22 protein-coding genes and 1 pseudogene are annotated in these 24952 nt (G+C 64.1%); 15 read left to right on the top strand and 8 right to left on the bottom strand.

The window, feature by feature from the left end:
• Positions 1 to 35 precede the first annotated feature (35 nt).
• From ACVC5H_RS19220 to ACVC5H_RS19185, 8 genes and pseudogenes are all read left to right on the top strand, one after another.
• Entirely contained in the window at positions 36 to 1400 is a 1365-nt protein-coding gene (locus ACVC5H_RS19220) for an MFS transporter (protein ID WP_489619359.1), read from the top strand.
• Between the two features lie 103 nt (positions 1401 to 1503).
• Positions 1504 to 2674 (top strand): annotated as a pseudogene (locus ACVC5H_RS19215) (benzoate/H(+) symporter BenE family transporter).
• A gap of 18 nt (positions 2675 to 2692) precedes the next feature.
• Entirely contained in the window at positions 2693 to 3964 is a 1272-nt protein-coding gene (locus tag ACVC5H_RS19210) for a GTPase (protein ID WP_489619358.1), read from the top strand.
• Complete coding sequence (locus ACVC5H_RS19205) at positions 3961 to 5511, top strand: dynamin family protein (protein WP_489619357.1); 1551 nt, start codon at positions 3961 to 3963, stop codon at positions 5509 to 5511. Before ACVC5H_RS19210 ends, ACVC5H_RS19205 begins: the two co-directional genes overlap by 4 nt.
• A 172-nt stretch (positions 5512 to 5683) precedes the next feature.
• Positions 5684 to 6097 carry a hypothetical protein gene (locus ACVC5H_RS19200; protein ID WP_489619356.1) on the top strand — a complete coding sequence of 138 codons (414 nt, stop codon included), beginning with the start codon at positions 5684 to 5686 and terminating at the stop codon, positions 6095 to 6097.
• A 239-nt stretch (positions 6098 to 6336) separates the two neighbouring features.
• A complete protein-coding gene (locus ACVC5H_RS19195; protein WP_489619355.1) occupies positions 6337 to 6969 on the top strand; it encodes a DUF5666 domain-containing protein in 633 nt (210 codons plus the stop codon).
• A 12-nt stretch (positions 6970 to 6981) separates the two neighbouring features.
• On the top strand, positions 6982 to 7596 hold the full coding sequence (locus ACVC5H_RS19190; RefSeq protein ID WP_489619354.1) for a cytochrome b/b6 domain-containing protein: 615 nt from the start codon (positions 6982 to 6984) through the stop codon (positions 7594 to 7596).
• The gene (locus ACVC5H_RS19185) at positions 7593 to 8369 is read left to right on the top strand and encodes a molybdopterin-dependent oxidoreductase (protein WP_489619353.1); all 777 of its coding nucleotides are present in this window, start codon (positions 7593 to 7595) and stop codon (positions 8367 to 8369) included. Before ACVC5H_RS19190 ends, ACVC5H_RS19185 begins: the two co-directional genes overlap by 4 nt.
• Positions 8370 to 8405: 36 nt before the next feature.
• Here the strand turns inward: ACVC5H_RS19185 and ACVC5H_RS19180 are convergent, their stop codons facing one another.
• On the bottom strand, positions 8406 to 9011 hold the full coding sequence (locus ACVC5H_RS19180; protein ID WP_489619352.1) for a nucleotidyltransferase family protein: 606 nt from the start codon (positions 9009 to 9011) through the stop codon (positions 8406 to 8408).
• 389 nt (positions 9012 to 9400) lie between these two features.
• Here ACVC5H_RS19180 and ACVC5H_RS19175 point away from each other — a divergent pair, with 389 nt between their 5' ends.
• Positions 9401 to 10948 carry a methyl-accepting chemotaxis protein gene (locus ACVC5H_RS19175; RefSeq protein ID WP_489619351.1) on the top strand — a complete coding sequence of 516 codons (1548 nt, stop codon included), beginning with the start codon at positions 9401 to 9403 and terminating at the stop codon, positions 10946 to 10948.
• 74 nt (positions 10949 to 11022) lie between these two features.
• On the opposite strand, the gene ACVC5H_RS19170 is transcribed toward ACVC5H_RS19175, so the two are convergent.
• Positions 11023 to 11655: a response regulator transcription factor gene (locus ACVC5H_RS19170; protein ID WP_489619350.1), complete on the bottom strand. Its 633-nt coding sequence runs from the start codon at positions 11653 to 11655 to the stop codon at positions 11023 to 11025.
• Positions 11656 to 11971: 316 nt separating this feature from the next.
• On the opposite strand from ACVC5H_RS19170, the gene hpaC reads away from it, so the two are divergent.
• The gene (hpaC, locus tag ACVC5H_RS19165; RefSeq protein ID WP_489619349.1) at positions 11972 to 12535 is read left to right on the top strand and encodes a 4-hydroxyphenylacetate 3-monooxygenase, reductase component; all 564 of its coding nucleotides are present in this window, start codon (positions 11972 to 11974) and stop codon (positions 12533 to 12535) included.
• A gap of 214 nt (positions 12536 to 12749) precedes the next feature.
• Here hpaC and ACVC5H_RS19160 read toward each other — a convergent pair whose 3' ends face one another.
• The 4 genes from ACVC5H_RS19160 to ACVC5H_RS19145 form a co-directional block, all read right to left on the bottom strand.
• The gene (locus ACVC5H_RS19160; RefSeq protein ID WP_489619348.1) at positions 12750 to 13709 is read right to left on the bottom strand and encodes a PDR/VanB family oxidoreductase; all 960 of its coding nucleotides are present in this window, start codon (positions 13707 to 13709) and stop codon (positions 12750 to 12752) included.
• 46 nt (positions 13710 to 13755) lie between these two features.
• Positions 13756 to 14256, bottom strand: a complete 501-nt coding sequence (locus ACVC5H_RS19155) for an aromatic-ring-hydroxylating dioxygenase subunit beta (protein ID WP_489619347.1) — start codon at positions 14254 to 14256, stop codon at positions 13756 to 13758.
• A gap of 4 nt (positions 14257 to 14260) precedes the next feature.
• The gene (locus tag ACVC5H_RS19150; protein WP_489619346.1) at positions 14261 to 15547 is read right to left on the bottom strand and encodes an aromatic ring-hydroxylating oxygenase subunit alpha; all 1287 of its coding nucleotides are present in this window, start codon (positions 15545 to 15547) and stop codon (positions 14261 to 14263) included.
• Positions 15548 to 15624: 77 nt separating this feature from the next.
• Positions 15625 to 16788: an amidase family protein gene (locus ACVC5H_RS19145; RefSeq protein ID WP_489619345.1), complete on the bottom strand. Its 1164-nt coding sequence runs from the start codon at positions 16786 to 16788 to the stop codon at positions 15625 to 15627.
• A gap of 329 nt (positions 16789 to 17117) precedes the next feature.
• Here ACVC5H_RS19145 and ACVC5H_RS19140 point away from each other — a divergent pair, with 329 nt between their 5' ends.
• Positions 17118 to 18047 (top strand): LysR family transcriptional regulator, encoded by a 930-nt coding sequence (locus tag ACVC5H_RS19140; protein ID WP_489619344.1) that lies wholly within the window; start codon positions 17118 to 17120, stop codon positions 18045 to 18047.
• 108 nt (positions 18048 to 18155) lie between these two features.
• Here the strand turns inward: ACVC5H_RS19140 and ACVC5H_RS19135 are convergent, their stop codons facing one another.
• The gene (locus tag ACVC5H_RS19135) at positions 18156 to 19214 is read right to left on the bottom strand and encodes a porin (RefSeq protein ID WP_489619343.1); all 1059 of its coding nucleotides are present in this window, start codon (positions 19212 to 19214) and stop codon (positions 18156 to 18158) included.
• Between the two features lie 339 nt (positions 19215 to 19553).
• On the bottom strand, positions 19554 to 21107 hold the full coding sequence (locus tag ACVC5H_RS19130; RefSeq protein ID WP_489619342.1) for an ATP-binding protein: 1554 nt from the start codon (positions 21105 to 21107) through the stop codon (positions 19554 to 19556).
• Positions 21108 to 21334: 227 nt separating this feature from the next.
• On the opposite strand from ACVC5H_RS19130, the gene ACVC5H_RS19125 reads away from it, so the two are divergent.
• From ACVC5H_RS19125 to ACVC5H_RS19110, 4 genes are all read left to right on the top strand, one after another.
• Positions 21335 to 22495, top strand: a complete 1161-nt coding sequence (locus tag ACVC5H_RS19125) for an acyl-CoA dehydrogenase family protein (protein WP_489619341.1) — start codon at positions 21335 to 21337, stop codon at positions 22493 to 22495.
• A 52-nt stretch (positions 22496 to 22547) separates the two neighbouring features.
• Complete coding sequence (locus ACVC5H_RS19120; RefSeq protein WP_034334415.1) at positions 22548 to 22919, top strand: hypothetical protein; 372 nt, start codon at positions 22548 to 22550, stop codon at positions 22917 to 22919.
• Between the two features lie 2 nt (positions 22920 to 22921).
• Entirely contained in the window at positions 22922 to 23665 is a 744-nt protein-coding gene (locus ACVC5H_RS19115) for an SDR family NAD(P)-dependent oxidoreductase (protein ID WP_338718536.1), read from the top strand.
• Between the two features lie 95 nt (positions 23666 to 23760).
• A complete protein-coding gene (locus ACVC5H_RS19110) occupies positions 23761 to 24927 on the top strand; it encodes an ABC transporter substrate-binding protein (protein WP_489619340.1) in 1167 nt (388 codons plus the stop codon).
• Positions 24928 to 24952: the final 25 nt, after the last annotated feature.

Below are 24952 nucleotides of genomic sequence, written 5' to 3'. Positions count from 1 at the left end.
CGGAAGACTACCCACACCAAGGAGGAGGAGACCCCATGAAAACCCAGGAAGTGAGCCTGCTCATCGATGGCGCGCGTTTCACGCAATTCCACTGGATGGTGATGTGCCTGTGCGCATTGCTGCTGGTGTTCGACGGCTATGACCTGTTCATCTACGGCGCCGTGCTGCCGGTGCTGATGAAGGAGTGGGCACTCTCGCCGGTGCAGGCCGGCGCCCTCGGCAGCTATGCCCTGTTCGGCATGATGTTCGGCGCCTTCGTCTTCGGTCCGCTGGCCGACCGCATCGGCCGCAAGAAGGGCGTGGCGATCAGCTTCGTGCTCTTCAGCGTTTCCACCTTCCTGAGCGGCTTTGCCACTTCGCCCACCGAGTTTGGCATCTTCCGCTTCGCCGCCGGCCTGGGCTGCGGCGGCCTCATGCCCAATGCGGTGGCGCTGATGAATGAATACGCGCCCAAGCGCCTGCGCAGCACCCTGGTGGCCATCATGTTCAGCGGCTATTCGCTGGGCGGCGTGCTGTGCGCGGGCCTGGGCATCTTGATGCTGCCCAGCTTCGGCTGGCAATCGATGTTCTTCGCCGCCGCCGTGCCGCTGGTGCTGCTGCCGGTGATCCTGTGGAAGCTGCCGGAATCGGTCGGCTTCCTGCTGCGCGCCGGCAAGCAGGAGCAGGCTCGTGCCATGCTGGCACAGGTCGCTCCGCAAGCCGTCCCCGGTACCGATGTGCAACTGGTGCAGGGCGACGCCAGGCCGTCCGGTGCGCCCATGCTGGAACTGTTCAAGCAGGACCGCACGGTGGGCACGCTGATGATCTGGATCGCCTTCTTCTGTTGCCTGCTGATGGTCTATGCGCTCGGCTCCTGGCTACCCAAGCTCATGGCCAGCGCCGGTTACAGCCTGGGCTCGTCGCTCTCCTTCCTGCTGGCGCTCAACTTCGGCGGCGTGGTCGGAGCCATCGGCGGTGGCTGGCTGGGGGACCGTTTCAGCTTGCCCAAGGTAGTGGTCAGCTTCTTCGCCGTGGGCACGGTGGCCATCGCCCTGCTGGGCTACAACAGCCCCACGCCGGTGCTGTACCTGCTCATCATCGTGGCCGGTGCTACCACCATCGGCACGCAGATCCTGCTGTATGCCAACACCGCCCAGTTCTATCCGCTGGCGATCCGTTCCACCGGCCTCGGCTGGGCCTCGGGGGTGGGCCGCTCGGGGGCCATCGTGGGTCCGCTGCTGGGTGGCGCGCTGATGGCGGCGGCCTTGCCGCTGACGATGAATTTCCTGGTCTTCGCCATTCCGGGCCTGGTGGCGGCGCTGGCCTTCGGCCTCTTCCTGCTGCGCTATCGCCATGGCCCGCGCAGCGCGCCTGAGACGGTCAGCGTGACGGCCGCACCGGTCTCGCGCAGCAGCGTTTGACATCGCGCTTGGTTCAAGCCGTTGGGGCGCCTGGCGGAGCAATCCGCCAGGCGCCGGATCTTTTTTTGTACAAGGATGAGGTGGCATGAGCATTGAAGCGTCCATGGTGCAACGTCAAGGCTCGCTCACGGCGTGGGTGGCCGGTTTTCTGGCGGTCCTGATTTCCTATGCCGGCCCGCTGGTGATCTTCGTGCAGGCGGCGCATGCCGGGCAGGTGCCCGAGGCGCAACTGGTGTCCTGGGTCTGGGGTATTTCCATGGGCGCGGGGGTGAGCGGGCTGCTCCTGAGCTGGTGGTTCAGGATGCCCATCATCACGGCCTGGTCGGCGCCCGGGACGGCGCTGCTGCTGAGCCTCTTTTCCCGGCATCGGCATGGCCGACGTGGTGGGCGCTTATGTGATGGCAGCCCTGATCCTGATCGCCATCGGCGTGACCGGCTACTTCGAGAAAATCCTCGCCTTCATCCCCAAGGGCATTGCTGCGGGGATGATGGCGGGCATCCTGTTCCAGTTCGGCGTGCAAGCCTTCCGCTCCAGCGTGGGCGCACCGCTGATGGTCTTTGCCATGCTCGCGGCCTACCTCGCCGGACGCCGCTGGTGGCCACGCTACGGCATCGTGGTGGTGGCGCTGACCGGGTTTGCGGTGGCCTTTGCCAGTGGCCGCACCGACATGGGGGCGTTGCATCTGCAACTGGCGCAGCCGGTCTTCATCGCGCCGCAGTTTAGCGTGGGCGTGTTCTTCAGCCTGACCGTGCCGCTCGTGCTGGTGAGCCTGACCGGGCAGTTCCTGCCGGGCATGGCGGTGCTGCAACTGGCGGGCTATCATCCGCCCACCCGCGCCGTGGTCACCGGCACCGGCCTGGCTTCGCTGGTGACGGCCTGCTTCGGCGGCATCACCATCGTGCTGGCGGCCATCACGGCCGCACTCTGCACCGGCAAGGATGCTCATCCCGAACCCGGCAGGCGCTACGTGGCCGGCATCGCCAATGGCGTCTTCTATCTCATCGGGGGCACTTTCGCGGCGTCCATCGTGACGCTCTTTGCGGCCTTTCCCAAGGAACTGATCGCGGCCCTGGCGGGGCTGGCGCTGATCGGCGCCATCGTATCCAACATCCGCCTGATGAGCGAGGACGGCAGCTACGCCGAACCGGCCGTCATCACCTTCCTCGCCACCGCCTCGGGCATGACGCTGTTCGGACTGGGCGCGGCATTCTGGGGCGTGGTCATCGGCATGGCTGCCTACTGGCTGATCGGCCGCCCCATCCCGAAAAAATGAAAACGCATGGAGACCCCAATGAACCCGCCGAATGACGTCTTCGACCCCCTGGCCCGCGAGGTACTGGCCGTGGTGCCCGGGCGCGCGCATGACCTGGCGCGCCTGCGCGTGCTGGCACAGCCGCACGCCGCACCGACCATCACCGTGGTCGGCAAGTACAACCACGGAAAGAGCCGCCTGTTGAACGAGCTGATGGGCCGCGACGTGTTCGCCGTGGCCGACCGGCGCGAAACGGTCACGCTGTCCGAACATCACCACGCCGAACTGCGCTGGCTGGATGCGCCCGGCCTGGATGCCGACGTCGCCCTGCAGGACGACAGCCACGCCCAGGAAGCCACCTGGCTGCAGGCCGACGTGCGCCTGTTCGTGCATGCCGCCAAGGAGGGCGAACTGGACGCCGCCGAAGGCCATCTGCTGCAGGCCCTGCGTCAGGACCAGCAGCGCACGCGGCGGCAGACCCTGTTCGTGCTGACGCAGGTGGACCAGATGAGCGACGAAGAGCAACTGGCCAAGGTCAGCGCCGCCATCCAGGCGCAGGCACCGGGCCTGACGCTGCATCCGGTGTCGTCTACGCGCCATCGCAACGGTGTGGAAGGCGGCAAGGCGCTGCTGCTGCAGCGTAGCGGCATCCCTGCACTGCAGGCCTTGCTGCGCGAGATGGTGGCGCAGGTGCCCGCCGCTCGCCAGCACGAACGCAGCCTGCTCTTCACCGAGATCGGCCAGCAATTGCAGCACCAGCAGGCCGCCGTAGAGGCCACCTTGCTGGCCTTGCGGCAACGCCAGCAACAGCAGCGCCAGGACTTCGAGCAAGGCTTGCAGGCCGTGCTGGAGAAGGTGCATCAAGACCTGTTGCCCATCGTCGAACTGCAGGGCGAGGACCCGGCCCTGCTGCCTGACAGCGCCGCCGACGAGTTCAGGCTCACGGCCGGCAAGCGCGAACGGGCACGCATCCACGTCGCCTATTCGCGGGCCTGCATCGCCATTCGTACGCACCTGATCCAGCACGGCGTGGAAGGACTGCCGGCCAGTCAACGCACTTCGGTGGCGAGCCTGGATACGGTCATGGTGGCGGTCCTGGGAATCTCCATCAAATACCGCGCCGACCTGCGCCGCCAATTCTGCGAGCCGGCCGGACAGGCGCACCTGACGGCTTCCTTCCTGCATTACTACGAACTGTCGGAAGACCGCCAGGCCTTGCAGCAACAGATCCTCTGCAGCGAGGCCGAGCGGCATGCCCATGCGCGTGCCCTGCAGGCATTGGCGCGCCTGCGCGAAGGAGCAGGCGCATGAACCGCGAAGAACAGCGCTTCATCGAGGCCATCGGCCGCACCGGCCAGCATGAGACCGACCTGCAGCCGGTGCTGGCGGCGTTGCGCGACTGGCTGGCATCGCTGGGCCAGGCCATGCAGGGTGCACGCTTGCAGGCCAACGGATGGCAGGGCAGCAGTCCGATCGCCCGCCGCATCGCAGCGCTGCAGGAAGACCTGGCGCAACAGGCAGAGCGCCGCGAAGAACAATGGATCGCCCTGGCACCCGCGCGCGCGCTGGCCCAGCGCTTCGAGGGCAAGCTGATGGTGCTGGTGTTCGGCAAGTTCAATGCCGGTAAAAGCTCGTTATGCAACTTTCTCGCGCAGCGCTTCGGCGAGCGCCGCCAGGCGGTGCAGTATTTCCATCTGCAGGGCGGGCAACTGGTAGAGACTGAAGATCCTTTCCATGAAGGCGCGACCGAGACCACCGCGCGCCTGCAAGGCGTCTGCCTGGGCGATGGCCTGGTGCTGCTCGATACCCCCGGCCTGCATTCGGCTACCGATGACAATGCCGCCCTGACCCAGCGCTTCCTTGACAGCGCCGATGCGGTGCTGTGGCTGACCAGTTCGACCTCGCCGGGCCAGGTCCAGGAGCTCGACGAACTGGCGCGCGAACTGCGCCGGGGCAAGCCGCTGCTGCCGGTGCTAACACGCAGCGACGTGATCGACGAGGATGAAGTGGACGGCCAGATCGTCAAATGCCTGCGCAACAAATCCGACGCCAACCGCGCCGAGCAGGAAGCCGACGTGCGCACGCGTGCCGCCCACAAGCTGCAGGCACTGGGCGTGGCAGTGCGCCAGTTGAAGGACCCGGTCTCGGTCTCCGCGCACTTCGCCCGCAGTGCCGGTGCGGATGCGCAGGCGATGAAGGGGGCCGGTTTCGAGCGCCTGTATGCGGCGCTCTCCGAGTTGCTGGCACCGGCCCTGGCCTACCGCGACCGCAAGCCTGCCGAAGTGCTGCTGCACCATCTGCAGGAAGACGTGCTGGCGCCCTTGCAGGGCCAGACCCTGCCGGCGCTGCAGGGTTTGCAGCAGGTGCTGGAGAGCGAACAGGCGGCCCTGCCGGCGCAGTGCATGCGCATCGTGCAACTGGCGTGGCGCGAGCTCATGCCGGGCCTGCCGGCCTTGCTGGAGCAGCATGCGGCCGGCTGCGACGTGAGCGCCGTGCTGGCCACCGTGCAGCCACAACTGATGCACGCCTTCGAGCGCCACGCACGTGCGATGCTGGACAGCCACGTATTGCCGGTGCCAGCGTCCGTGGCGCTGGTGCTGCCGGCAGCCAGCGGCTATGAACACGTCGCCGATGACTTGCCGCCGTCCTACGAAAAACTGTATGAAGCACTGGGACAAAGTGTACTGGCCGCTCTGGAGCAACTGTCCGATGAAGTGGCCGAGTACTGTACTGGTCGTCTCACGGCACTGTCTGCTGCAGTGTCTGACCAGCGCGACGTCATCCAGTCCCATGCCCGGCGCCTGGAACAGATGGAAGACGAACTGCGGCGCGTGCCGGAAGATGTGGAGGGCCGGTAAGGCGATGGCCTGCGCCTGGTGGCGGCAACCGGAATCTTTTCTCGTGTTAAGGATCCCTTAATTTTGCGGACCTAGAGTAGCTGCATCGACGGTCAGCTCAGCATTGGGCCGGCCCCGACGCTCCGCCATGGAGCGGCAGCGCTTTCATCCTGAACCACGACAAGGAGCCATCATGGACATCACCAAGATCACCGCCATCAGCGCCATCGTCTTCGGCCTCGCCGGCATGGCTGCGCCACTGACTTACGCCCAGGACATGCAGGGTACGGTTGCCTACATGAACGGCGGCATTGGCGCGGGCGAGCAGGCCAGGCTGCGCGAGGCGGCCAAGGATTACAACCTGTGCCTGCTGTTTTCTGAAGCCAAGGACGGTGCCTACGTCAGCAACGTCAAGCTGAACGTGGCCGATCATCACGGCAAGAGCGTGTTCAGCCTGCCGAGCGCGGGACCGATGACCAACCTCAAGCTGCCTTCCGGCGAGTATGAAATCACGGCCGTCTACAACGGCGTCAAGAAGACCACCAAGGTCAGCGTGGCCGGGAAGCCGGTCTCGCTGAGCTTCAATTGGGCGCATCAGGATAACTGAGCCCTGTCTTTCACCGGCCCTCTGCGGGCCGGGCATCCTCCCCCTGTATGAGCGCCGCCTCTGCTCAGCCTCGTCCTGCTGAGTAGCGGCGGTCGTCTTGATCTCACGCCTCTTTACACCGCGCAGCCACGGCGCGGGAAGAATGACATTTTTGTCATTCAAATGTCATTCGAATGACGTTTTTGATTGCCTAGAATCAGGCTCCCCCTTCAAAAATCCGTCTTTCAGGACCCTATCCCATGATCAAAACAACTCTGCCCCAATTTGTCCGTGGCGCACTGATGCCGGTGCTGCTGGCCAGCCAGCTGGTGGCCTCGGTGGCGTCGGCGCAAACGCCCGCGCAGCAGGTCGGCATTCGCGGCACCATCGTCTCGGTCGGCAAGGATCAACTGGTCGTCAAGAGCAACAAGGGCGGCGAGCAAAGCGTGGCGCTGGACAAGGACACCCGCGTGGCCGCCATCTCGATTGCCAACATCAACGACATCAAGCCCGGCAGCTACATCGGTGCGGCCGGCATTCCACAGCCGGACGGCTCGCAGAAGGCGCTGGAAGTGCACGTCTTCCCGCCCGCCATGGCCGGCACCGGCGATGGTCATCGTCCCTTCGACCTGGCACCCAACAGCACCATGACCAACGGCACCGTGGGCGATGTGGTCGCCAGCCATGGCCGCACCCTGACGCTGAAGTACAAGGACGGCGAGAAGAAGATCGTGGTGCCCGAGGATGTCCCCGTGGTCAGCATCGAACCGGGTGACCGCTCGCTGCTGGCCGCTGGCGTCAAGGTGGTGGTGCGCGCGCGCAAGAATGCCGATGGCAGCCTGACCGCCAACAGCATCAGCGCCGGCAAGAACGGCGTCACGCCGCCCATGTAAGCAGGTGCCAGGATGCCCCCCCCACCCGTTCTTCATCCGCTGGCCGTGCGCATTGCGCATTGGCTCAATGCCGTGGCCATCGCCTGCATGGTCCCCAGTGGCTGGGGCATCTACAACGCCTCGCCCATCTTCGGTTTCAAATTCCCTGTCGGGATGACCCTGGGCGGCTGGCTCGGCGGTGCCATCGCCTGGCATTTCGCGGCGATGTGGCTGCTGGCCGCCAACGGCTTGTTCTATCTGCTCTATGGCTGCCTGAGCGGCCACTTCCGCCGCCATCTGCTGCCGGTGCGTCCCGTTGAAGTCTGGCGCGATACCCTGCAGGCGGTGCGCTTTCGCCTGCCGCACCAGCCGGGCGTCTATAACGCTGTGCAGAAGCTGCTGTATTGCGCCGTGATCCTGTTGGGCATCCTGGTGGTGCTGTCAGGGCTGGCCCTGTGGAAGCCGGTGCAGCTGGACTGGCTGGCGAATGTCTTCGGCGGTTTCGACTTCGCCCGCAAGGTGCACTTCGTCGCGATGGCCGGCATTGTCGCCTTCGTGGTGGTGCACCTGGCCCTGGTGGTGCTCGTTCCCAAGACCCTGATTCCCATGCTGACCGGGGGCCGCCACAAGGAGGCCAGCTCATCATGAAAGACAAGGACGACATCAAGGCGCCGGCCCAGGAGAAGATCCTGCTGAGCGACCATCGCCCGGCCCTGGTGAAGGTGCAGCGGCGGCTCATGCTGCGCTCGGCGCTGTCGCTGGGCGCGCTGTCCATGCTCTCGGGCTGCGACCTGCAGGACAACGACAGCGTGGACAAGGTGCTGTGGGCCATGTCGCGCTGGAACGACCGCGTGCAGGCGTTGCTGTTCCGGGGCCAGAAACTGGCGCCGACCTATGCGGCCAGCCAGATCACGAATCCCTTCCCGTTCAATGCCTTCTATGAAGAGTTCAACGCACCGGAGATCGATGGCAGCGACTGGCAACTGGAAGTCTCGGGGCTGGTCAGCGACAAGCGCAGCTGGACCTTGGAACGGCTGCGGGCCTTGCCCCAGGCCGGCCAGATCACGCGCCACATCTGCATCGAAGGCTGGAGCGCCATCGGCCAGTGGTCGGGCGTGCCGCTGCGCCTGTTCCTGCAGGCGGTGGGCGCCGATCTCACCGCGAAGTATGTCGGCTTCAAATGCGCGGACCGCTATTACTCCAGCCTGGACATGCCCACCGCACTGCATCCCCAGACCATCCTGGCGCTCGACTTCGGCAAGGAAGCCTTACCCACGCAATACGGCTATCCGCTCAAGGTGCGCGTGCCGACCAAGCTGGGTTTCAAGAATCCCAAGCATGTGGTGGCCATCTTCGTGAGCAACCAGAATCCTGGCGGCTATTGGGAAGACCAGGGTTACAACTGGTTCAGCGGAATCTGAAGCACGCAATCCGGCAGGGGGAATCTGCACCGCATATCAGCGCAGGTTCTCCCGCAAGCGCTGCAGGTCTTCCGGCGTATCGACGTCGGCAAATATTCCCGCATCCTCCACCGCTATCTCCACCAGTGCCGGCCTCTCCAGCAGGGCCCTTGCCCCACGGTCACCCTGCAGGGCCAGCAGGTCTTGCAGATGCGTGCGCGAAAATCCGGCCGGATTGCCCCGGCGCCCCTGCATCACCGGTGCCACCATCGAAGCCCCTGCCGCCAGCGCATCGCGCAAGCGGCGCAGCGTGTCAGGCTGCACGCGCGGCATGTCGGCCAAGGCCACCAGCCACCCCGAGGCATCGGCCGCATGTTGCAAGCCGCAACGCAGGGAGGCGCTCATCTCGCGCGGGGTATTGGCCGACGGCATGCAGACCGTGCAGCCGGCTTGCCGCAGCGCATCGGCCAGCGGACCGGCTGCATGCACCACCGCCACCACCGGCATCACTTCCAGCAACGCAGCCGCAGTGGCGGTAGCGACGATACCGTTGCGTCCATCATGATGGACGAAGGGTTGCAGCAGCTTGTGTTCGTGGGCATCGAAGCGGCTGCCCCGGCCGGCGGCCAGCAGCAGGGCGATGGGGGAGGCGGGCATGGACATGGTGCGGCAATGTTCCGGTAACGGGAAGGTGGCACCATTGTGCCCAAGTTTGGCCTGGTGCAGGCGTAACGCTGGGGCAGGCTTCCGGGTGGGCACCGGAGAAAATAAATGTTTTATATTTCATAATATTTCCACCGGGCTAGTTTGCGCTATCCTTGTCGGGCAAGGCTTTGCGCGCTTGCGTTGCTTTTTTGGCATATCATGGTTCTTCATTTTGATATGGTCGCCATGGCGATGGGCTCCTAGAATCGAGCGCATGCCGGGCGTTATTGCTGGATTGCAAGGGGCTGGCACCGGTCTTGCTGGTGGCATCAGGGGGCAAGCCGGACGGGCAGGGAAAGTCCGTCATTCGGGGCGCCATAGTCAACGTGGTAGGGATGGAAAGAAGAATGATCAAGAACATACGTATCGGTTCGCGCCTGGGGGCGGGCTTTGCCGTGGTGCTGGTGTTTTCCATGGTGGTCGCAGCCGTGGGGATCTGGCGCCTCAAGACGGTGGCGCAGCAGACGCAGCAGATGATGGACGTGCCGCTGAAGACCGAACGGCTGGTGGGACAGTGGAACACCCTGCTGTTGATCGCCATCCAGCGCACCACCACCGTGGTCAAGAGCCGCGATCCGGAACTGGAAGCCTTCCTCGCCAAGGAAGCCGCCGCCTCCAGCAAGGAATCGGCGCAAACATTGAAGGACGTCGAGCAACTGCTCACCAGTGACGAAGAGAAGAATCTCTTCGGCGCCATCAACGCGGCCCGCAAGCAGTTCCTCACCATCCGCGACCAGATCTATGCCGCCAAGAAGCAGGGCGATGCGGCCAAGGTCGAGGAGCTCTACCAGAAGCAATACGTGGGCATTGCCAACAATACCCAGTCGGCCATGAAGGCCTTGCTGGATTTCGAACGCGCCCGCATCGATGAAATTTCCGCAGACATCCAGAAGGACGCCGCCAGCAGCCAATGGCAGATCTTTGCGCTGGAAGCCGTGATCCTGGCCTGCGGCATCGCCTTCGCGCTGCTGCTCACGCGCAGCATCACCCGTCCGGTCAATGCAGCGCTGGCGATCTCGCAACGCGTGGCGGCCGGCGACCTGACCTCGCGCGCCGAGCCCATGGGCCAGGACGAACTGGGTCAACTGGTGGCCTCGCTGCAAGGCATGAGCGAGCGCCTGCACGGCGTGGTCTCGACCGTGCGCCTGGGCGCCGACAGCATTGCCGTGGCCTCCGGCGAGATCGCCAATGGCAACCTCGATCTGTCGGCCCGTACCGAGGAGCAGGCCGGGGCGCTGGAAGAAACGGCGGCGTCCATCGAGCAGCTCACCTCCAGCGTGCGCACCAATTCCGAGAATGCGCACCAGGCCAATGACCTGGTGAAATCGGCCGCGTCCATCGCCGGCCAGGGCGGCCAGGTGATGCAGGAACTGATCGATACCATGGGCAACATCAATGAGTCCTCGCGCAAGATCGTGGACATCATCGGCGTGATCGATGGCATCGCCTTCCAGACCAACATCCTGGCCCTGAATGCAGCGGTGGAAGCGGCGCGCGCGGGCGAGCAGGGACGCGGCTTTGCCGTGGTGGCTTCCGAAGTGCGTGCGCTGGCACAGCGCTCGGCCTCGGCGGCCAAGGAGATCAAACAACTGATCGATGATTCGGTGAGCAAGGTCGATGCCGGCAGTGCGCTGGTGGAGCGCGCCGGCAAGACCATGCAGGAAGTGGTGGGCAGCGTGCACGGCGCCCACACGCTGGTAGGCGAGATCAGTACCGCCAGCCGCGAACAGGCCGAAGGCATCCACCAGGTCAATCAGGCGGTGAGCCAGATGGATGGCGTGACCCAGCAGAATGCAGCACTGGTGGAACAGGCTGCTGCGGCGGCCAAGTCGCTGGAAGACCAGGCGGCGCAACTCAAGCGTGCCGTGGCCTTCTTCGCACTGCAGGCAGCGTAAGCGATATCAACAAGAACGGGCCGCGCCAGCAGCGGCGGCCCGGTCGAGCATGCTCAGGGGCAGGTCAGGGGAGCTCAGGCCGCCTTGAGAAATTCCGGCCCGAAATCCATCAACACGTCGCGCACCAGCGTGGCGGTGCTCTGGCAGCCCAGCTTGTCCTTGACGCTGGCGCGATGCACGTCCACCGTCTTGACGCTGATGTTGAGGTCGCGCGCAATGAGCTTGCTGGACTGGCCCATGATGACCTTCTCCAGGATCTCGCGCTCGCGTGCCGTGAGCGTCTTCAGGCGTGCCTTCAGCAGCTGGCGGCGCTCGCGGGCCTGCATGTTGCCGGCCACGTTCTTGAGCGTCATCTGGATGCGTTCGAGCATCTGCTGCGAGTTGTAGGGTTTTTCCAGGAAGTCGACGGCGCCGTTGTGCAGGGCGCGCACCGACATGGGGATGTCGCCATGTCCCGAGACGAAGATCACGGGGATGTCGGCGCCGATTTCCTTCAAGCGGTCCTGCAACTGGAAACCGCTGATTTCGGGCATGCGCACATCCAGGATCAGGCAGGACAGGCTGTTGGCGTCATAGGCCTTGAGAAAAGCCTCGGGACCCTCGAAGCATTCGGTCCGGATGTTGACCGAGCTCAGCAGCCAGGCCAGCGAGGTTCGAACGGCCTCGTCATCATCGACGATGTAGACCACCGGCGGGTTGGTTTCCATCTGTACTCCTCGTCTCGTCAAAATGGAGCCGGCTTGCACCGGCACAATTTCCGACCCTCTCGATTCCTTGGTGCACTGGTCGGCACAAATCAATACGTCGCGCTTTGACTTATGCAAAAAACAGGCCTGAAATTCTCGGGATCAGCGCCACTGTAACACCGCGATTCTGCGGATGGTCTAGGTATTTTTACCTAGATCGTCTGCCGCAATCCCCTGTGGGGCGGGCATGTGGCACGCATTGTCTGCACCATGGCCATGCCTTAACCTGCTGTGATCCGTCGCCGTGCTTCATCGGCGTGCATAACAGGGAGTTCGCATGAGCACCAGCACCATCCAACAAGACAACACTACCGCAACCGTCGCCGCTGCGCGTGCACCGCTTGCTGCGGAGCAACTGGAGTTTCGCAATGCCATGGCGCATCTGCCGGCGGCGGTCTCCATCATCACCACCGATGGCGAAGGCGGCCGCTGCGGCATCACCGCCAGTGCCGTCTGTTCCGTCACCGATACCCCGCCCACGATCCTGGTCTGCATCAATCGCGGCAGCGCCATGCATGACGTGTTCAAGAAGAATGGACGGTTGTGCGTGAACGTGCTCTCCGATGAGCTGGAGCAACTGGCCATGCACTTCTCCGGTGCCACCAAGGTGCCCATGGAAGAGCGCTTTGCCTGGGATATCTGGGAAGCGCCGGGCGAACTGGGCCAGCCGGTGCTGGCCGATGCCCTGGTCAAGCTGCAGGGACGCATCCGCGAGTTCAAGGAAGTGGGTACGCACTCGGTGATGTTCGTGGAGCTGGCCGAGGTCAAGGTCAATGAGAAGAAGGACAGCCTGATTTATTTCAACCGGCTGTTTCACAAGGTCAAGCGGACGGCGCTGTAAGCTTTTTCGTCAAGATTAAAAGATGAATGCCATTCAGCAGGATGCTGAATGGCATTCATCTTTTGGAGGGGGGACTGCATGAGCAGAAAAATGCCGTTCGGACTGAGTAGCCGCACAGCGGCGTATCGAAGGCGCTCCCTTCCGTGCGTCTTCGATACGCGGCAACGCCGCTACTCAGTCCGAACGGATTGTCGGTAATTCAGATAGTCAGATTTCAAAGATCCAACACCAGCATCCCCGACCTGGCCCGCGAAACGCAGGTACAGATCTGGTCATTGGCCGCCTTCTCCTTTTTGGACAGGCAATTGTCCCGATGATCCGGCTCCCCCTCCAGCAGCGGCACCACGCAAGTCCCGCAGATGCCTTCGCGGCAGGAGGTATCGATGACAATGCCTTCGCGTGCCAGAACATCGACGATGGGAATGCCCACCGGAATCTGCACCACCTTGCCCGAGCTGGCCAGCTTCACTTCGAAGGCGCCATCGCCACCGGCTTCGGCTGACGCAGGGGCCGGGGCCGCCTGGAAGTGTTCCAGATGGATCGCCTCTTCACTGCGGCTGGCTGCCGCGCACTTGACCACGGCGTCCATGAAGGGGGCCGGGCCGCAGGTGTAGACGTGGGCTTCTCTGCTGCCCGCTTCCAGGCAGGCGGTGAGGTAATGCGCCATCTGTGCCGGCATGACCGCGTAGTGGAAGCGCACGTGCGCCGCAAAGGGGGCCTTCTCCAGCAGATCCGCAAAGGCTGCATGCTCGCGCGCACGCACGAAGTAGTGCAGCGTGAAGGGCTTCTGTTCGGCCCACAGGCGATAGGCCATCGCCAGCAGCGGTGTCACGCCGATGCCCGCGCCAAAGAGCAGGTGTTCCGGTGCGCCGGCATCGAGCGCGAAGAGGTTGCGCGGCGTGCCCACCTCCAGTTCCATGCCCGCCCTGACCGCATCGTGCAAGGCCGCCGAGCCGCCGCGCGAGGCGCTTTCGCGCTTGACGGCGATGGTGTAGCCGCAGCGGTCGTCGAGCGGACCGCACAGCGAGTATTGGCGCATGATCCCGGTCGGCCCGGTGACGTCGATGTGGGCGCCCGGCTCATAGGCCGGCAGCGGGGCGCCATCGGCGCGCACCAGGCGGAAGGAGCGGATGTCGCCGGTTTCGTCGGTGATGGTGTCTACGATCAGTTTCATGAGGCCAATACTCGTCGGTTCGATTGCGCAGTTGCGGTGCTGCCGCTCAGAGCAGGAAGCCCAGGGCGTTGAGGCTGTCCATGGAGTTGATCAGGCGGATCACCTTCTGCTCGATCTTCGGCCCCTGGGGCGTAAAGCGCAGGCGATGCGTGACGTTGGCCACGAACATCGTGTGCTGCTGGCGCTTGTAACCCACCAGTACCTGGGCCGAGGTGATCTCCACCAGCTCCTCCGACAGATGCACCGGCACGAAGCGCGAGACCGTGCGCACCGTGGCAGCCGCATCGACGGCCGACATGGCATGGCCCGAGGTCAGGCGCTCGATGCGGATCTTGCGCATGTGGGCATTGTCGTAGGCGTAGTTCAGCGAGGCGGCATAGTCGGTGGTGTGGGGATCGATGGGCACCACGTAATAGCCGTCGTCGGTCCACAGGTCCTGCCAGGCGGCATAGTCTTTTCGGTCAAGAAGTTCAGCTTCTTTCCAGATGAAGGCGATGGCACGCGCCATGGGAGCGGGAATGCCTTGCAGAGTGTCTTGTTGGTTCATACGATCATTTCTCCATCATCTTTTTCCACATGGCATAGGCTTCGCGCATGCCGGTTTCATCGGTCGAGTGCGACACCTTGTCGCCGTTGTCGTCCACCCATTCACGGTTCAGGCCACGGTTGACCAGGATGGGTGCATTGCGGCCGGCGTAGGAGCCGGTCTGTACGCGTTCCCAGGCTTCGGCGTCATCCGGGCTGCCAAAGCCGAACGGGCCCTGGAAGTGTTCGTGGATGCGCAGGCGTTCGCGGTTGGCGATCTCGGGTCCGCCATCCATGCCCAGCGCCACGTGGCGGATCTGGGTCTCGCCCACCGACACCGGATGCAGCACCCGGAAGAAGGACATCGACATGGCCACGTTGGGGAACAGGTTCAGGTTGAAGCCGGCGCCGTGCAGCGAACGCACGATACGGCGTACCTGTTCCGGCGGCATGGTCCTGGACAGCTCTTCGGTCACGTGGGCAAAGCGTTCCTGCAATTGCTCGCTGCCATCGTCCACGTCCAGGTCGACGTGCTCGGGCACCATGATCATGACGCTGTGGCCATTGCCCAGCGAGCGGGTGATCGACTGGTCGTCGGTCATGAAGGAGAGCATCTCGGAGGTTTCTTCATCGACGGAAGACAGGAAGGTCTTGTGCACCACCGGGAAGTGATAGCCGTCGGTGGTGTTTTCCAGCTGGATCTTCCAGTTGCCCTTGAAGCTGAACTTGTGCTCGCCCTGGACCTTGATGGGGAAGCCCGCGCCCTGCTTCATGAAGAGGTCGATCCACTTCTTGGCATGGCCGAGGAAGTCCGACAGCGGTTCGATCTCCTGGTTGAAGGAGGCGAAGATCATGCCGTGGTAGCTTTCCGTGCGCAGGCTCTGCAGCGGCAGGTCGGCCTTCTCGATCACGTCTTCATAGCCTTCCGGGTAGGGCAGGCCGCGCAGCTTGCCATCCAGGCCGTAGGACCAGCTGTGGTAGGGGCAGGTGAAGCCGGTGGCATTGCCCTTGTGCTTTTCGCAGACGGTGGCGCCGCGATGGCGGCAACGGTTTTCCAGCACGTTGATCTTGCCGGTCTTGTCGCGCACCACGATGACCGGCTGGCGGCCGATCTGGGCGGTCTTGAAGTCGCCCGGGTTCCTGATCTCGCTTTCGTGGGCCACCCACACCCAGGTCTTGTAGAAGATCTTGTCCATCTCGGCTTCGAAGATGGCCGGATCGGTGTAGAGCGAAGGGTCCACCACCGCATCCTGCACCAGGTCGGCATAGGAAGAATCGGTCTTGCGCGGGTGGAAGCGTAGGGGTGCGTTCATGGCTTTCTCCAGTGTCTTGCTGTCGTTGTCAGTGTGGATCTTGGCGAGCTTGAGTCGTGTTCCGTGGTCCTGCGGGCTCAGGCTTGCCTGAGTGCCCGTTCCAGATGCAGGCCCAGCGCGCAGATGCGTTCATCCTCGCCCTTGCGCCCGACCAGCTGCAGCCCGGCCTTGAGCGGACTGCCGGCAATGGGCACCGGAATGCTCAGCGCCGGATGGCCCGACAGATTGAAGGGCCGCACCAGCGAGGACAGCATCAGCACCGATGTGCCCTGGCCGATGGCCTCCAGCGTCGGCGGCAGCGCCGGCAGGGTGGGCAGCAGCAGGGCGTCGGCACTGGCGAGCGCGGCATCGACCTCGGCGCTGAAGGCGGCGCGCACGGCTTCGGCCTGGGCGACTGCGGCATCGGTGGTGTCGGCGGCGGCCGAAAGACGCTTTTCGATATCGGCCCCGAGCTTGCCCAGGCCCAGCAGATGGCCGAAGGCGTCGTGCGTCTCGCGGTTGATGAGGGTCATGCCGGCCTCGAAGGCGGCGTGCATGTGCTGCGCCGTCCAGGGCGAGCCTTGCCAGCCGCTGGCGGCGAAGGCGGCGGCGATGGCCTGGGCGATGTCGGCATCGGCCTGCACCGTCACCAGCTTCACGCGCGCATCGGCCATCGGCGCAGTGGCGGCTGCATGGTCAAAGCCCGGCGCGATGCTGGCCATGGCGCTGATGATCAGATCCATGCTGCGCGCAAACGGGCCCACGCAATCCAGGCTGCTCACGGCCGGATAGGCACCGGCGCGGCTGACGCGGCCATAGGTTGGCTTGAATCCGATCACGCCGCAACAGGCAGCCGGCAGGCGGATCGAGCCACCGGTATCGCTGCCGATGGACAGGTCCACCAGTCCGGCACCCACGGCCGAGGCCGACCCGCTGGAAGAGCCGCCGGTCATGCGCGCCGGGTCTTGCGGATTGATGGCGGTGCCGTTCCAGTCATTGATGCCGGTCATGCCATAGGCCAGCTCGTGCATGTTGGCGCGGGCCGTGATTTGCCAGCCGGCGTCGATGAGCTTGCTCACCACGTCGGCATGGGCGCCGGCCGGCGCGGCATCGGCCAGTGCTGCACTGCCGCCGCAGGTGGGCTGGCCGGCGATGTCGATGCAATCCTTGATGGCCACCGTCGGGCCACTGCCACCGAGATGAAAACGCGAGAGCAGGGCGTTGCCCGTGCCTGCTACGGTGCTTCCGTTGGCTGCATTCATCCTGCGGCTCCCAGGCAGGCCAGGCGCGCCTGTTGTTCAAGGGCGGTCCTGCCGTCCTGAGCGCTGCGCTTGCGGAGAGCCTTTGGCAAGGCGCGTGAAGAAGTTGGCTGAGGGCTCATGGTGCATCCGTTCAAATGGTGCCGTGCAGGCTGACGATCCACGTCGGGCGCGGGATGCAGGCGGTTTCCTTGGCTGATGTGAAGCATTTTAAAAGTCGCCTTAAAATAGATCAAATTGATGTAAAATATTTTTCACATAAGTGGCATGGATAGTGCTTGCCGCTTTCTCTTATTGGGCCTGGCCCAGCGCGACCCCTTCCGGAGACTGCTATGGCGACCTTCAACAACATGGACCTGAACCTGCTGCGGGTCTTCCAGGCTATCGCCGACGAGCGCAGCCTGACCCTGGCCGGCAACCGCCTGCACTTGTCGCAGCCGGCCGTGAGCTATGCATTGGGACGGCTGCGGCAGATCTTCGATGACCCGCTCTTCATCCGCACCAAGGAGGGCATGCAACCCACCCCGGCCGCACTGGAACTGGCCAAGCCCATCAACCGCGCGCTGCAGGCGGTGCAGGACGCGCTGCGCTATACCGAGCGCTTCGACCCGGCCGCCAGCACGCGGGTGTTCCGCGCCTCGATGACGGACGTGGCCGAGATGATGTTCCTGCCGCAGCTGTGCGAACTGCTGACCGCGCAGGCGCCGCACACGCGCCTGCAGGTGGAGCAGGTGGCGCCGGCTCATCTGGAAGAAGCCCTGCGCACCGGCCAGCTCGACTTCGCCTTCGGCAACCTGCCGGCCTTGAAACCGGTGACCTGCCACGAACTGCTGTTTCGCGAAAGCTATGTCTGCATGATGCGCAAGCGCCCCGCGCTGCCGGCCCGCCAGCATCTGGAACTGGACGAATTTTTGGCGCTCTCGCACGTGCTGGTGGAGTCGGCCGAGAGCAGCCACCACCAGGTCGAGAACTCCTTCCGCAACCTGGGCGTGCAGCGCAAGATCAGCCTGTCGATTCCGCATTTCACGGTACTGCCGCGCATCCTCGGCAAGTCCGACCTGGTGGCCACGGTGCCGGCGCGCATCGCCAAGCTCTTCCACAGCGAACATCCGGATGTCTTCCTGTCGTATGAACTGCCGGTCAAACTGCCAGTGGTGGACATCACCCTGCACTGGCACCAGGCCTTCGATGCCGATCCCGGCAACAGCTGGCTGCGCCAGATCGTCATCGACCTGCTGCAGAGCTACGGCCGCAGCAGCTGATGCACCGACTCCTTCAACGCCGAAGGCCCGCCAGCACGGCGGGCCGTTCTCCTCTATTTCGGAAGATCACCGGATGTCGGCAGCGGCCTTCCCTCAAGAAGCCCGTCCTCAGAAGCGATGGCGGATGCCAAAGCGCAAGGCGCTCTGGTTGCCCGTCGACGACTGGATGCCGCCACCGTAGACCGGATAGGCGTTGTAGCCCTTGTCGCGGTCATACACCGCACCCACGTACAGGTCCGTGCGCTTGGAGATCTTGTAGTCCACCGTCGCCACCAGCGCCTGGGCATTGCCCACACCCTGGTTGCGCTTCTGGAACTGGTAGGCCGCAGCCAGATCCCACAGCGGCGTCAATGCATAGACCGTGCCCAGTTCATAAGTGGTGGCCTTGGCATTGGTGTTGGTGTTCTTGACCTGGGTGAGCACGCCGAAGGGGGTGAAGGCGCCGATCTGGTAGCGCGCGCCGCCACCGTAGATGCGGGTCGAGTAGCTGCCGGTGCTGTCCTTGATGTCGGTGTAGGCGAGGGCGCCACTGAAGGCGCCGGCGTCGTACTGGCCGAGGGCGCTGACGGTGCGTCCGGCATTGTTGTTGCCCGCCACTTCGCCCAGACCAACCATCGCGCCAAAGCTGAAGCCGCCGAACTTGGCACTGTTGTACTTCACCGAGTTGTTGGTGCGGTCGCCGCCATAGATGTGGTCGTTGAGCGCCGTGCTGTGCGCCGCATCGGCATGCAGGCCCCAGGCGAAGGAGCCGGCCGGCGACAGCGCGCCCATGGCGTACTGGGCGCCGATGTTGGACATGAAGTCATACTGGCGGCCTGCGCTGATCGATCCCCAGTCCTTGCTGCCCAGGCCGACGAAGGACTGGCGGCCGAACAGCAGGCCACCCTGGCCGAGGCTGCCGTCATCGGCGCCGAAGCCGGTTTCCAGGGTGAAGAAGGCGTTCAGGCCGCCACCCAGGTCTTCGGTTCCCTTGAAGCCGATGCGGCTGCCCTGAGCGATGCCGCTGTCCATGCGCAGCAAGGAAGCACCGCCGCCGCCGGTCTTGGCGGCATTGGAGTAATACGTCAGGCCCAGATCGATGAGGCCATAGATGGAAACGCTGCTCTGTGCATGTGCCATCCCCGTGCCGGCCGCGAGCAAGGCGGCGACCAGTAGTTTCTTCTTCATGTGACAAGGCTCCCTGTGGTATTGCGATGTGATGGGCGCGGTCCGCATCGGCCCGGGCCGATGGCGAACCGGCTGACGCAGCCGGTCAATGCAGTGGTCTGCGTGGCGTGCATGACAAGTCGTCATGTGTGCTCATCATAGGAAGCGCATTTGCGCCAGATCAAATTGATGCAGCGGATAGATGGAATAAGCCCGATTCATGCGCACGGTAAATCAGTCATCGACTCTCGAATCCGGTGCATGAATCGACTGGCTGGCGGGAGAATCATGCAGAACTTCACCACGCGGGTGCGCGCCATCACCAAGGCAGCGCGTTGCGTGGCGGCCGTAAAGGAATCTTTAGTTGTGGTGCTCGACCAACGGCAGCGTGAAGCAGAAGCGGGTGCCGCATGGTTCTCCTTCGCTCTCGCCCGGCTGGGCCCAGATATCGCCGCGATGGCGCGCAATGATGTTCTTGCACAGCGCCAGCCCGATGCCATTGCCGCTGACCTTGGAGGAGAAGAATCCGTCGAAGAGCCGTTCGCGGTGACCGGCATCGATGCCGCGGCCTTCGTCGGCCACGGTCAGCAGGGCATGGCTGTTGCTCCTTGCGGTGCTGATGCGCACGTGCCGCGCACCTTCGGGAAACTCCATCATCTCCTCGATGGCATTGAAGGCGAGATTCAGGATCACCTGGCCGATCAGCACCTTCTCGCAGCTCACCACCAGCGGCTGCGTACCGGCGTCGATATGCAGATGCACCTTGCCTTCGGCGGCCTTCATCTCGATGAACCAGCGCACCTCTTCCAGCACTGCGTTGAGGTCGATGAGGGTTTCGCTCTGCTCCAGCCGCACCACGTATTCGCGCACGCTCTTGATGATGGTGGCGGCATGGTCGACCTGGCGTCCGGCACTTTCCAGTCCCCACACGATCTGCCCGGCCTGCTCGCGCAGGGCCTCGCTCTGACGGAGGCGCAGGATCGAGCCTTCGAGGAAGTTGCGGATCGCCGCCAGCGGCTGCGACAGCTCGTGCGCAATGGCGGTGGCCATCTCGCCCATGGCATTGTGGCGCGCCAGGTATTCCAGCGCGGCCTGGTCGCGGCGTCGGGCTTCTTCGGCCTCGACCTGATCGGTGATGTCGTGGAAGTGCAGCAGATGGCCCTTGAGGTCGTTCTCGATTTCGATATAGCGGCACACCGCATGGTGCCAGCGCACCACGCCATCCTTGCGCAGGATCTGGTAGCGCAGCGGGAAGCTGATCGCATCCGGCAGCGCCAGCGTGAGCAGCTCCAGCAACTCGTCGCGCGCCTCGGGCAGGCATTGCTCGACGAAATTCTTGGGCGGGTTCTGGCCCGGCCGCACGCCCAGCAGCTTGCGGCCGGCGTCGCTGAGGTAGTCGATGCCGCCATCGGGACGCAGCACCGCCACGCCTTCATCGGAATCCTGCATGAATTCCTTGAGGCGGCTCTCCAGCTTTTTCATCTCGCGCCGGATCTGTTCCTCGCGCGCAATATCGCGGAACTGCACCATGATGACGTCGCGCTCGGTCAGCGGCACCAGCGTGGCAATCGCTTCGGAGAGGATCTCGTCGCCGTTCTTGGCGCGGTAGCACCACTCCACCATATTGCTGCCGTGGAGCACGGCATCGTGCAGCCACTTGCGGCCGATCTCGCGGCGGTATTCGTGCGACTGCCGGCTCATGTCCGGCGCTTTCAGCGGCAGCAGCTCTTCCAGCGTAAAGCCCAGCACCTGGCAGGCCGAAGGATTGGCCCAGAGGATGGACTTGGTGTGGGCGTCGTGCAGGATGATGCACATGGGCAGTGCATCCATCATGCGGCGGAAATCATCGAGGCCAAAGCGGATGGCGTCATCCGGCAGGGCAGGGGAAGAAGGTGCGGCGGATTGTTCTGGCATCGCTCGTCTCTGTGATCGCTTGTCGCTTCAGGGCCAGGGCTGAGTCCTTCCCTGATGAGTTCACCAAAGGAAGGGCAGACCGGGTTTGCCGTTGGGAAAAGGACTAGGGGTTTTCTTTAGAAGGCTTCGCGTATTCCCCTAAAAAAGCTGCAGCGCTCCCGATTGAACCGGGAAAGGCCGCTCCCTACACTCGACTTCATTCTGATGCAAGCCACCTGGAGAATGCAATGTCCGTGATGGAGAACCCGGCCGCGCTGGCGGCCCGTGAAGAAGACGTCCTGGTCCCGCTGCTGGCGGAGATCCGCGCGCGCCGCGATGAATTCGCCGCCCAGCGTTTCGTGCCCAAGGATTTCATCGCGCAGTTGAAGAAGGCCGGCATCTATCGCGCCGCCACGCCGCAATGCTTCGGCGGCAGCGGCATGTCACCCATGGGCTTCCTGCAGTTGATCGAAAAGATTTCCGTGGCCGATGCCTCGGTAGGTTGGGTCGCCAGTTTCGGTTCGGCCTCGGTCTACCTGGCGGCACTGCCCAAGGAGACGCAGGCCACGATCTACGCCAAGGGGCCGGACCTGACTTTTGCCGGTGGCCTCTTTCCCTTGCAGCCTGCGACCCAGGTCGAGGGCGGCTGGACGGTCAATGGCACCTGGAAATTCGGCAGCGGCTGCAAGGGTGCAGACCTGCTGGGCGTGGGCATCGGTGCGGCCGTTCCCGGCCAGGCCGGTTCCAAGCCGCGTACCGCCGTGCTGCCGCCGGAGCAGGTCGAGATCATCGACAACTGGGACGTGATGGGCCTGGTCGGCACCGGTAGCCATGACCTCAAGGTCAGCCAGCAATTCGTTCCGGATGAGTGGACCTTCATCCGTGGCGGTGCGGCCACCATCGATGAACCGCTGTACCGCTATCCCACCATCGCCTATGCCGCCCAGGTGCTGGCAGTAGTGAACCTGGGCGTCGGCCGCGCGGCCATCGACGAGATCAACCAGATGTCCGGCGGGCGCGTGGCCATCACCGGCGCGCCCAAGCTGGCCGACCGTTCCTACGTGCGCATCGAGGTGGCCAAGGCTGAAGCGAAACTGCGCTCGGCACGCGCCTTCCTTTATGACGCTACCAGCGAAGTGTGGGAGTCCATTCTCGCTGGCAATCCGGTCACGCCCGAACAGGTCAGCCTGTTGCGCCTGACGGCAGTCGAAATCGCCAGGGTCGGCAATGAAGTCACCCAGGCCATGTTCGGCCTGGCCGGTACCACGGCCATCTACAACAGCCACCCCTTGCAGCGTTACCTGCGCGATGCCGCCGTGGTCAAGCAGCACGCCTTCCTCGGCGAGGGCATCTATGACGGTGCCGGTGCAGTCACGCTGGGCGTGCCGCCGATGCCGGGTTTCCTGTAAGCCGTCGCATTCACTTCATTTTCACTCGCCAAGTTTCAAGTCTGGAGCCTCCATGAGCCAAGTCCCAAGCAATGATAAAGAACCGCTGCGCGTCCTCTTCTGCGTCGGCGTGACGCAAAACTTCTTCGACCTGCCCGCCACCGAGACCGGCCCGGTGTGGCAGGCCTATGGCCAGATGATGACTGCGCTGGCCACCATGGATGGCATCAAGGTATTGGGCACCATGGACGATGACCGCCTGATGGTGGGCAAGTCCGACGATGCCCCCTGGACCTTCTACATCATGGCCGACGTCGCCGACCTCGATACGGTGGTTGCGGCCTGCAACCTGTTCCGCACCACCATGGTCGGTGAACATCGCCTGTGGAAGTACGGCAAGATCGAAGCACGCGTTGGCCGCGCCCTCATCATCCAGGGCGGCTGATCATGGACAAGAAGATTGCCCTGGTCACCGGCGCCGCACGCGGACTCGGTGAAAGCATCGCGCGCAAGATGCATGCGGCCGGCTACAAGGTGGCGCTCTCCGACATCGACCTGGAACAGGTCTCGGCCGTGGCCGCCAGCCTCGACGCCAGTGGTGCCACGGCCATGCCGCTGGCGCTGGACGTGCGCCGCAAGCCGGACTTCATCGCTGCCTGCGATGCCATCGAATTGCGCTGGGGCGGTGCTGCGGTGCTGGTCAACAATGCCGGCCGTTCGCGCGTGGCGGCGCTGATGGAGATCACTCCCGAGGAGTGGGATGAGGTCACTGCCATCAACATGAAGGGCACATTTCTTGCATGCCAGGTGTTCGGCAAACGCTTCGCCGACCGCGGTTACGGCCGCATCATCAACATCGCTTCGCTGGCCGGGCAGAACGGTGGTACCGCCACCGGTGCGCACTATGCTGCGGCCAAGGGTGCGGTGCTGACGCTGACCAAGGTCTTCGCCCGCGAGCTGGCAGGCGCAGGGGTGACCGTCAATGCGATTTCGCCGGGCCCGCTGGATTTGCCCATCGTGCGCGAGATCGTACCGGCCGACAAGCTGGCCGCGACCATTGCCACCATTCCGGTCAAGACGCTGGGCGATCCCGATTTCATCGCCGATGCCGTGCTGCTGCTGGCCTCGCCCGAGGCGGGCTCGGCCACCGGCGCCTGCCTCGACATCAATGGCGGGCTCTACGTGCGTTGACCAGGATCGGTTCTGCACCGATGCGAGATTGCTGTCCCGGATCGGTGGCGGCGTGGGGAAGCCCGCCATCATCTCAACCAACAAGGGAGAAACACATGCTGCACAAACGCCTGATTGCCACCGCCGCGCTGGCCGCTCTCGGTACCATCGCCACCCTCGCCGGCAATCCCGCCTTCGCCCAGGTCAAGATCGGGGTCGTGACCTCTTCCACCGGCCCCGTCTCGCTGGTGGGCATTCCGCAAAAGAACACCGTGCCGCTGCTGCCGGCCAAGGCTGGTGACCTGAAGATCGAATACATCTCGCTGGACGATGCCAGCGATCCCACCAAGTCGGTCACCGAAATCAAGAAGCTGATCTCCGAATACAACGTCGATGCCATCATCGGCCCCAGCGGTTCGCCCAATGCCATGGGCGTGATCTCCTTCGTCGCCGAAGCCGGCGTGCCCCTGCTGGCCCCGGTCGGTACCGCCGCCGTGGTGCTGCCGATGACGGAGCAGAAGAAGTGGGTCTTCAAGACGACGCAGAACGATGATCTGATCGCCAGCGCGCTGGTGGCGCAGATGGTCAGGAGCAAGGTCAAGACAGTCGGCTTCATCGCCGTCAATGATCCCTTCGGTGAGAACTGGGCCAAGGTCTTCGGCGAGCTGGCCGCCAAGAACAACATCAAGGTCGTCGCCAACGAGCGTTACCAGCGCACCGATACCTCGGTCACCGCGCAGACCCTGAAGATCCTCGCCGCCAATCCGGATGCGGTGCTGGTCGCCGCACCCGGTGCGGCCACGGTGCTGCCGCAGACCACGCTGTTCGACCAGGGCTACAAGGGCAAGATGTACCAGACCCACGGCGCCGCCTTGCCGGCCTTCCTGCAACTGGGCAAGAACAAGGTGGAGGGCACCATCCTGGCGGCCAGCCTGATGCTGGTGCTGCCCGAAATCCCCGACAGCAATCCTTCCAAGAAGGTCGCCACCGACTACATCGAGGCCTACAAGAAGCTGTACAACGCCGTGCCCGCCACCTTCGGTGCCAACGTCTATGACGCCGGCCTGTTGCTGGAAAAGGCCATCCCTGTAGCGGCGAAGAAGGCCAAGCCGGGCAGTAAGGAATTCCGCGCGGCCCTGCGTGATGCACTGGAGAACACCAAGGAAGTGGTGGGCACCCAGGGCGTCTACAACATGAGCGCCGCCGACCACAGCGGTTTCGATGAACGCGGCCGCGAGCTCATCACCGTCAAGGGGGGCAACTGGACCCTGCTCAAGCCGTAAAGACGCTGCTGGTTGCGCCGGCCCC

Source organism: Herbaspirillum sp. Her3, from assembly GCF_057961275.1.
Note: the sequence above shows the minus strand (reverse complement) of the source record. Positions and strands in the feature narration are given on the sequence as shown.

Bases quoted from the DNA above. Each gene is read 5' to 3' on its own strand.
- ACVC5H_RS19170 (WP_489619350.1), bottom strand. From the start codon at position 11,655: ATGGAAACCAACCCGCCGGTGGTCTACATCGTCGATGATGACGAGGCC.
- ACVC5H_RS19160 (WP_489619348.1), bottom strand. From the start codon at position 13,709: ATGAAACTGATCGTAGACACCATCACCGACGAAACCGGCGACATCCGC.
- ACVC5H_RS19180 (WP_489619352.1), bottom strand. From the start codon at position 9,011: ATGTCCATGCCCGCCTCCCCCATCGCCCTGCTGCTGGCCGCCGGCCGG.
- ACVC5H_RS19115 (WP_338718536.1), top strand. From the start codon at position 22,922: ATGGACAAGAAGATTGCCCTGGTCACCGGCGCCGCACGCGGACTCGGT.
- ACVC5H_RS19110 (WP_489619340.1), top strand. From the start codon at position 23,761: ATGCTGCACAAACGCCTGATTGCCACCGCCGCGCTGGCCGCTCTCGGT.
- ACVC5H_RS19150 (WP_489619346.1), bottom strand. From the start codon at position 15,547: ATGAACGCACCCCTACGCTTCCACCCGCGCAAGACCGATTCTTCCTAT.
- hpaC (WP_489619349.1), top strand. From the start codon at position 11,972: ATGAGCACCAGCACCATCCAACAAGACAACACTACCGCAACCGTCGCC.
- ACVC5H_RS19125 (WP_489619341.1), top strand. From the start codon at position 21,335: ATGTCCGTGATGGAGAACCCGGCCGCGCTGGCGGCCCGTGAAGAAGAC.
- ACVC5H_RS19145 (WP_489619345.1), bottom strand. From the start codon at position 16,788: ATGAATGCAGCCAACGGAAGCACCGTAGCAGGCACGGGCAACGCCCTG.
- ACVC5H_RS19120 (WP_034334415.1), top strand. From the start codon at position 22,548: ATGAGCCAAGTCCCAAGCAATGATAAAGAACCGCTGCGCGTCCTCTTC.
- ACVC5H_RS19185 (WP_489619353.1), top strand. From the start codon at position 7,593: ATGAAAGACAAGGACGACATCAAGGCGCCGGCCCAGGAGAAGATCCTG.
- ACVC5H_RS19200 (WP_489619356.1), top strand. From the start codon at position 5,684: ATGGACATCACCAAGATCACCGCCATCAGCGCCATCGTCTTCGGCCTC.
- ACVC5H_RS19175 (WP_489619351.1), top strand. From the start codon at position 9,401: ATGATCAAGAACATACGTATCGGTTCGCGCCTGGGGGCGGGCTTTGCC.
- ACVC5H_RS19195 (WP_489619355.1), top strand. From the start codon at position 6,337: ATGATCAAAACAACTCTGCCCCAATTTGTCCGTGGCGCACTGATGCCG.
- ACVC5H_RS19135 (WP_489619343.1), bottom strand. From the start codon at position 19,214: ATGAAGAAGAAACTACTGGTCGCCGCCTTGCTCGCGGCCGGCACGGGG.
- ACVC5H_RS19130 (WP_489619342.1), bottom strand. From the start codon at position 21,107: ATGCCAGAACAATCCGCCGCACCTTCTTCCCCTGCCCTGCCGGATGAC.
- ACVC5H_RS19190 (WP_489619354.1), top strand. From the start codon at position 6,982: ATGCCCCCCCCACCCGTTCTTCATCCGCTGGCCGTGCGCATTGCGCAT.
- ACVC5H_RS19155 (WP_489619347.1), bottom strand. From the start codon at position 14,256: ATGAACCAACAAGACACTCTGCAAGGCATTCCCGCTCCCATGGCGCGT.
- ACVC5H_RS19205 (WP_489619357.1), top strand. From the start codon at position 3,961: ATGAACCGCGAAGAACAGCGCTTCATCGAGGCCATCGGCCGCACCGGC.
- ACVC5H_RS19220 (WP_489619359.1), top strand. From the start codon at position 36: ATGAAAACCCAGGAAGTGAGCCTGCTCATCGATGGCGCGCGTTTCACG.
- ACVC5H_RS19210 (WP_489619358.1), top strand. From the start codon at position 2,693: ATGAACCCGCCGAATGACGTCTTCGACCCCCTGGCCCGCGAGGTACTG.
- ACVC5H_RS19140 (WP_489619344.1), top strand. From the start codon at position 17,118: ATGGCGACCTTCAACAACATGGACCTGAACCTGCTGCGGGTCTTCCAG.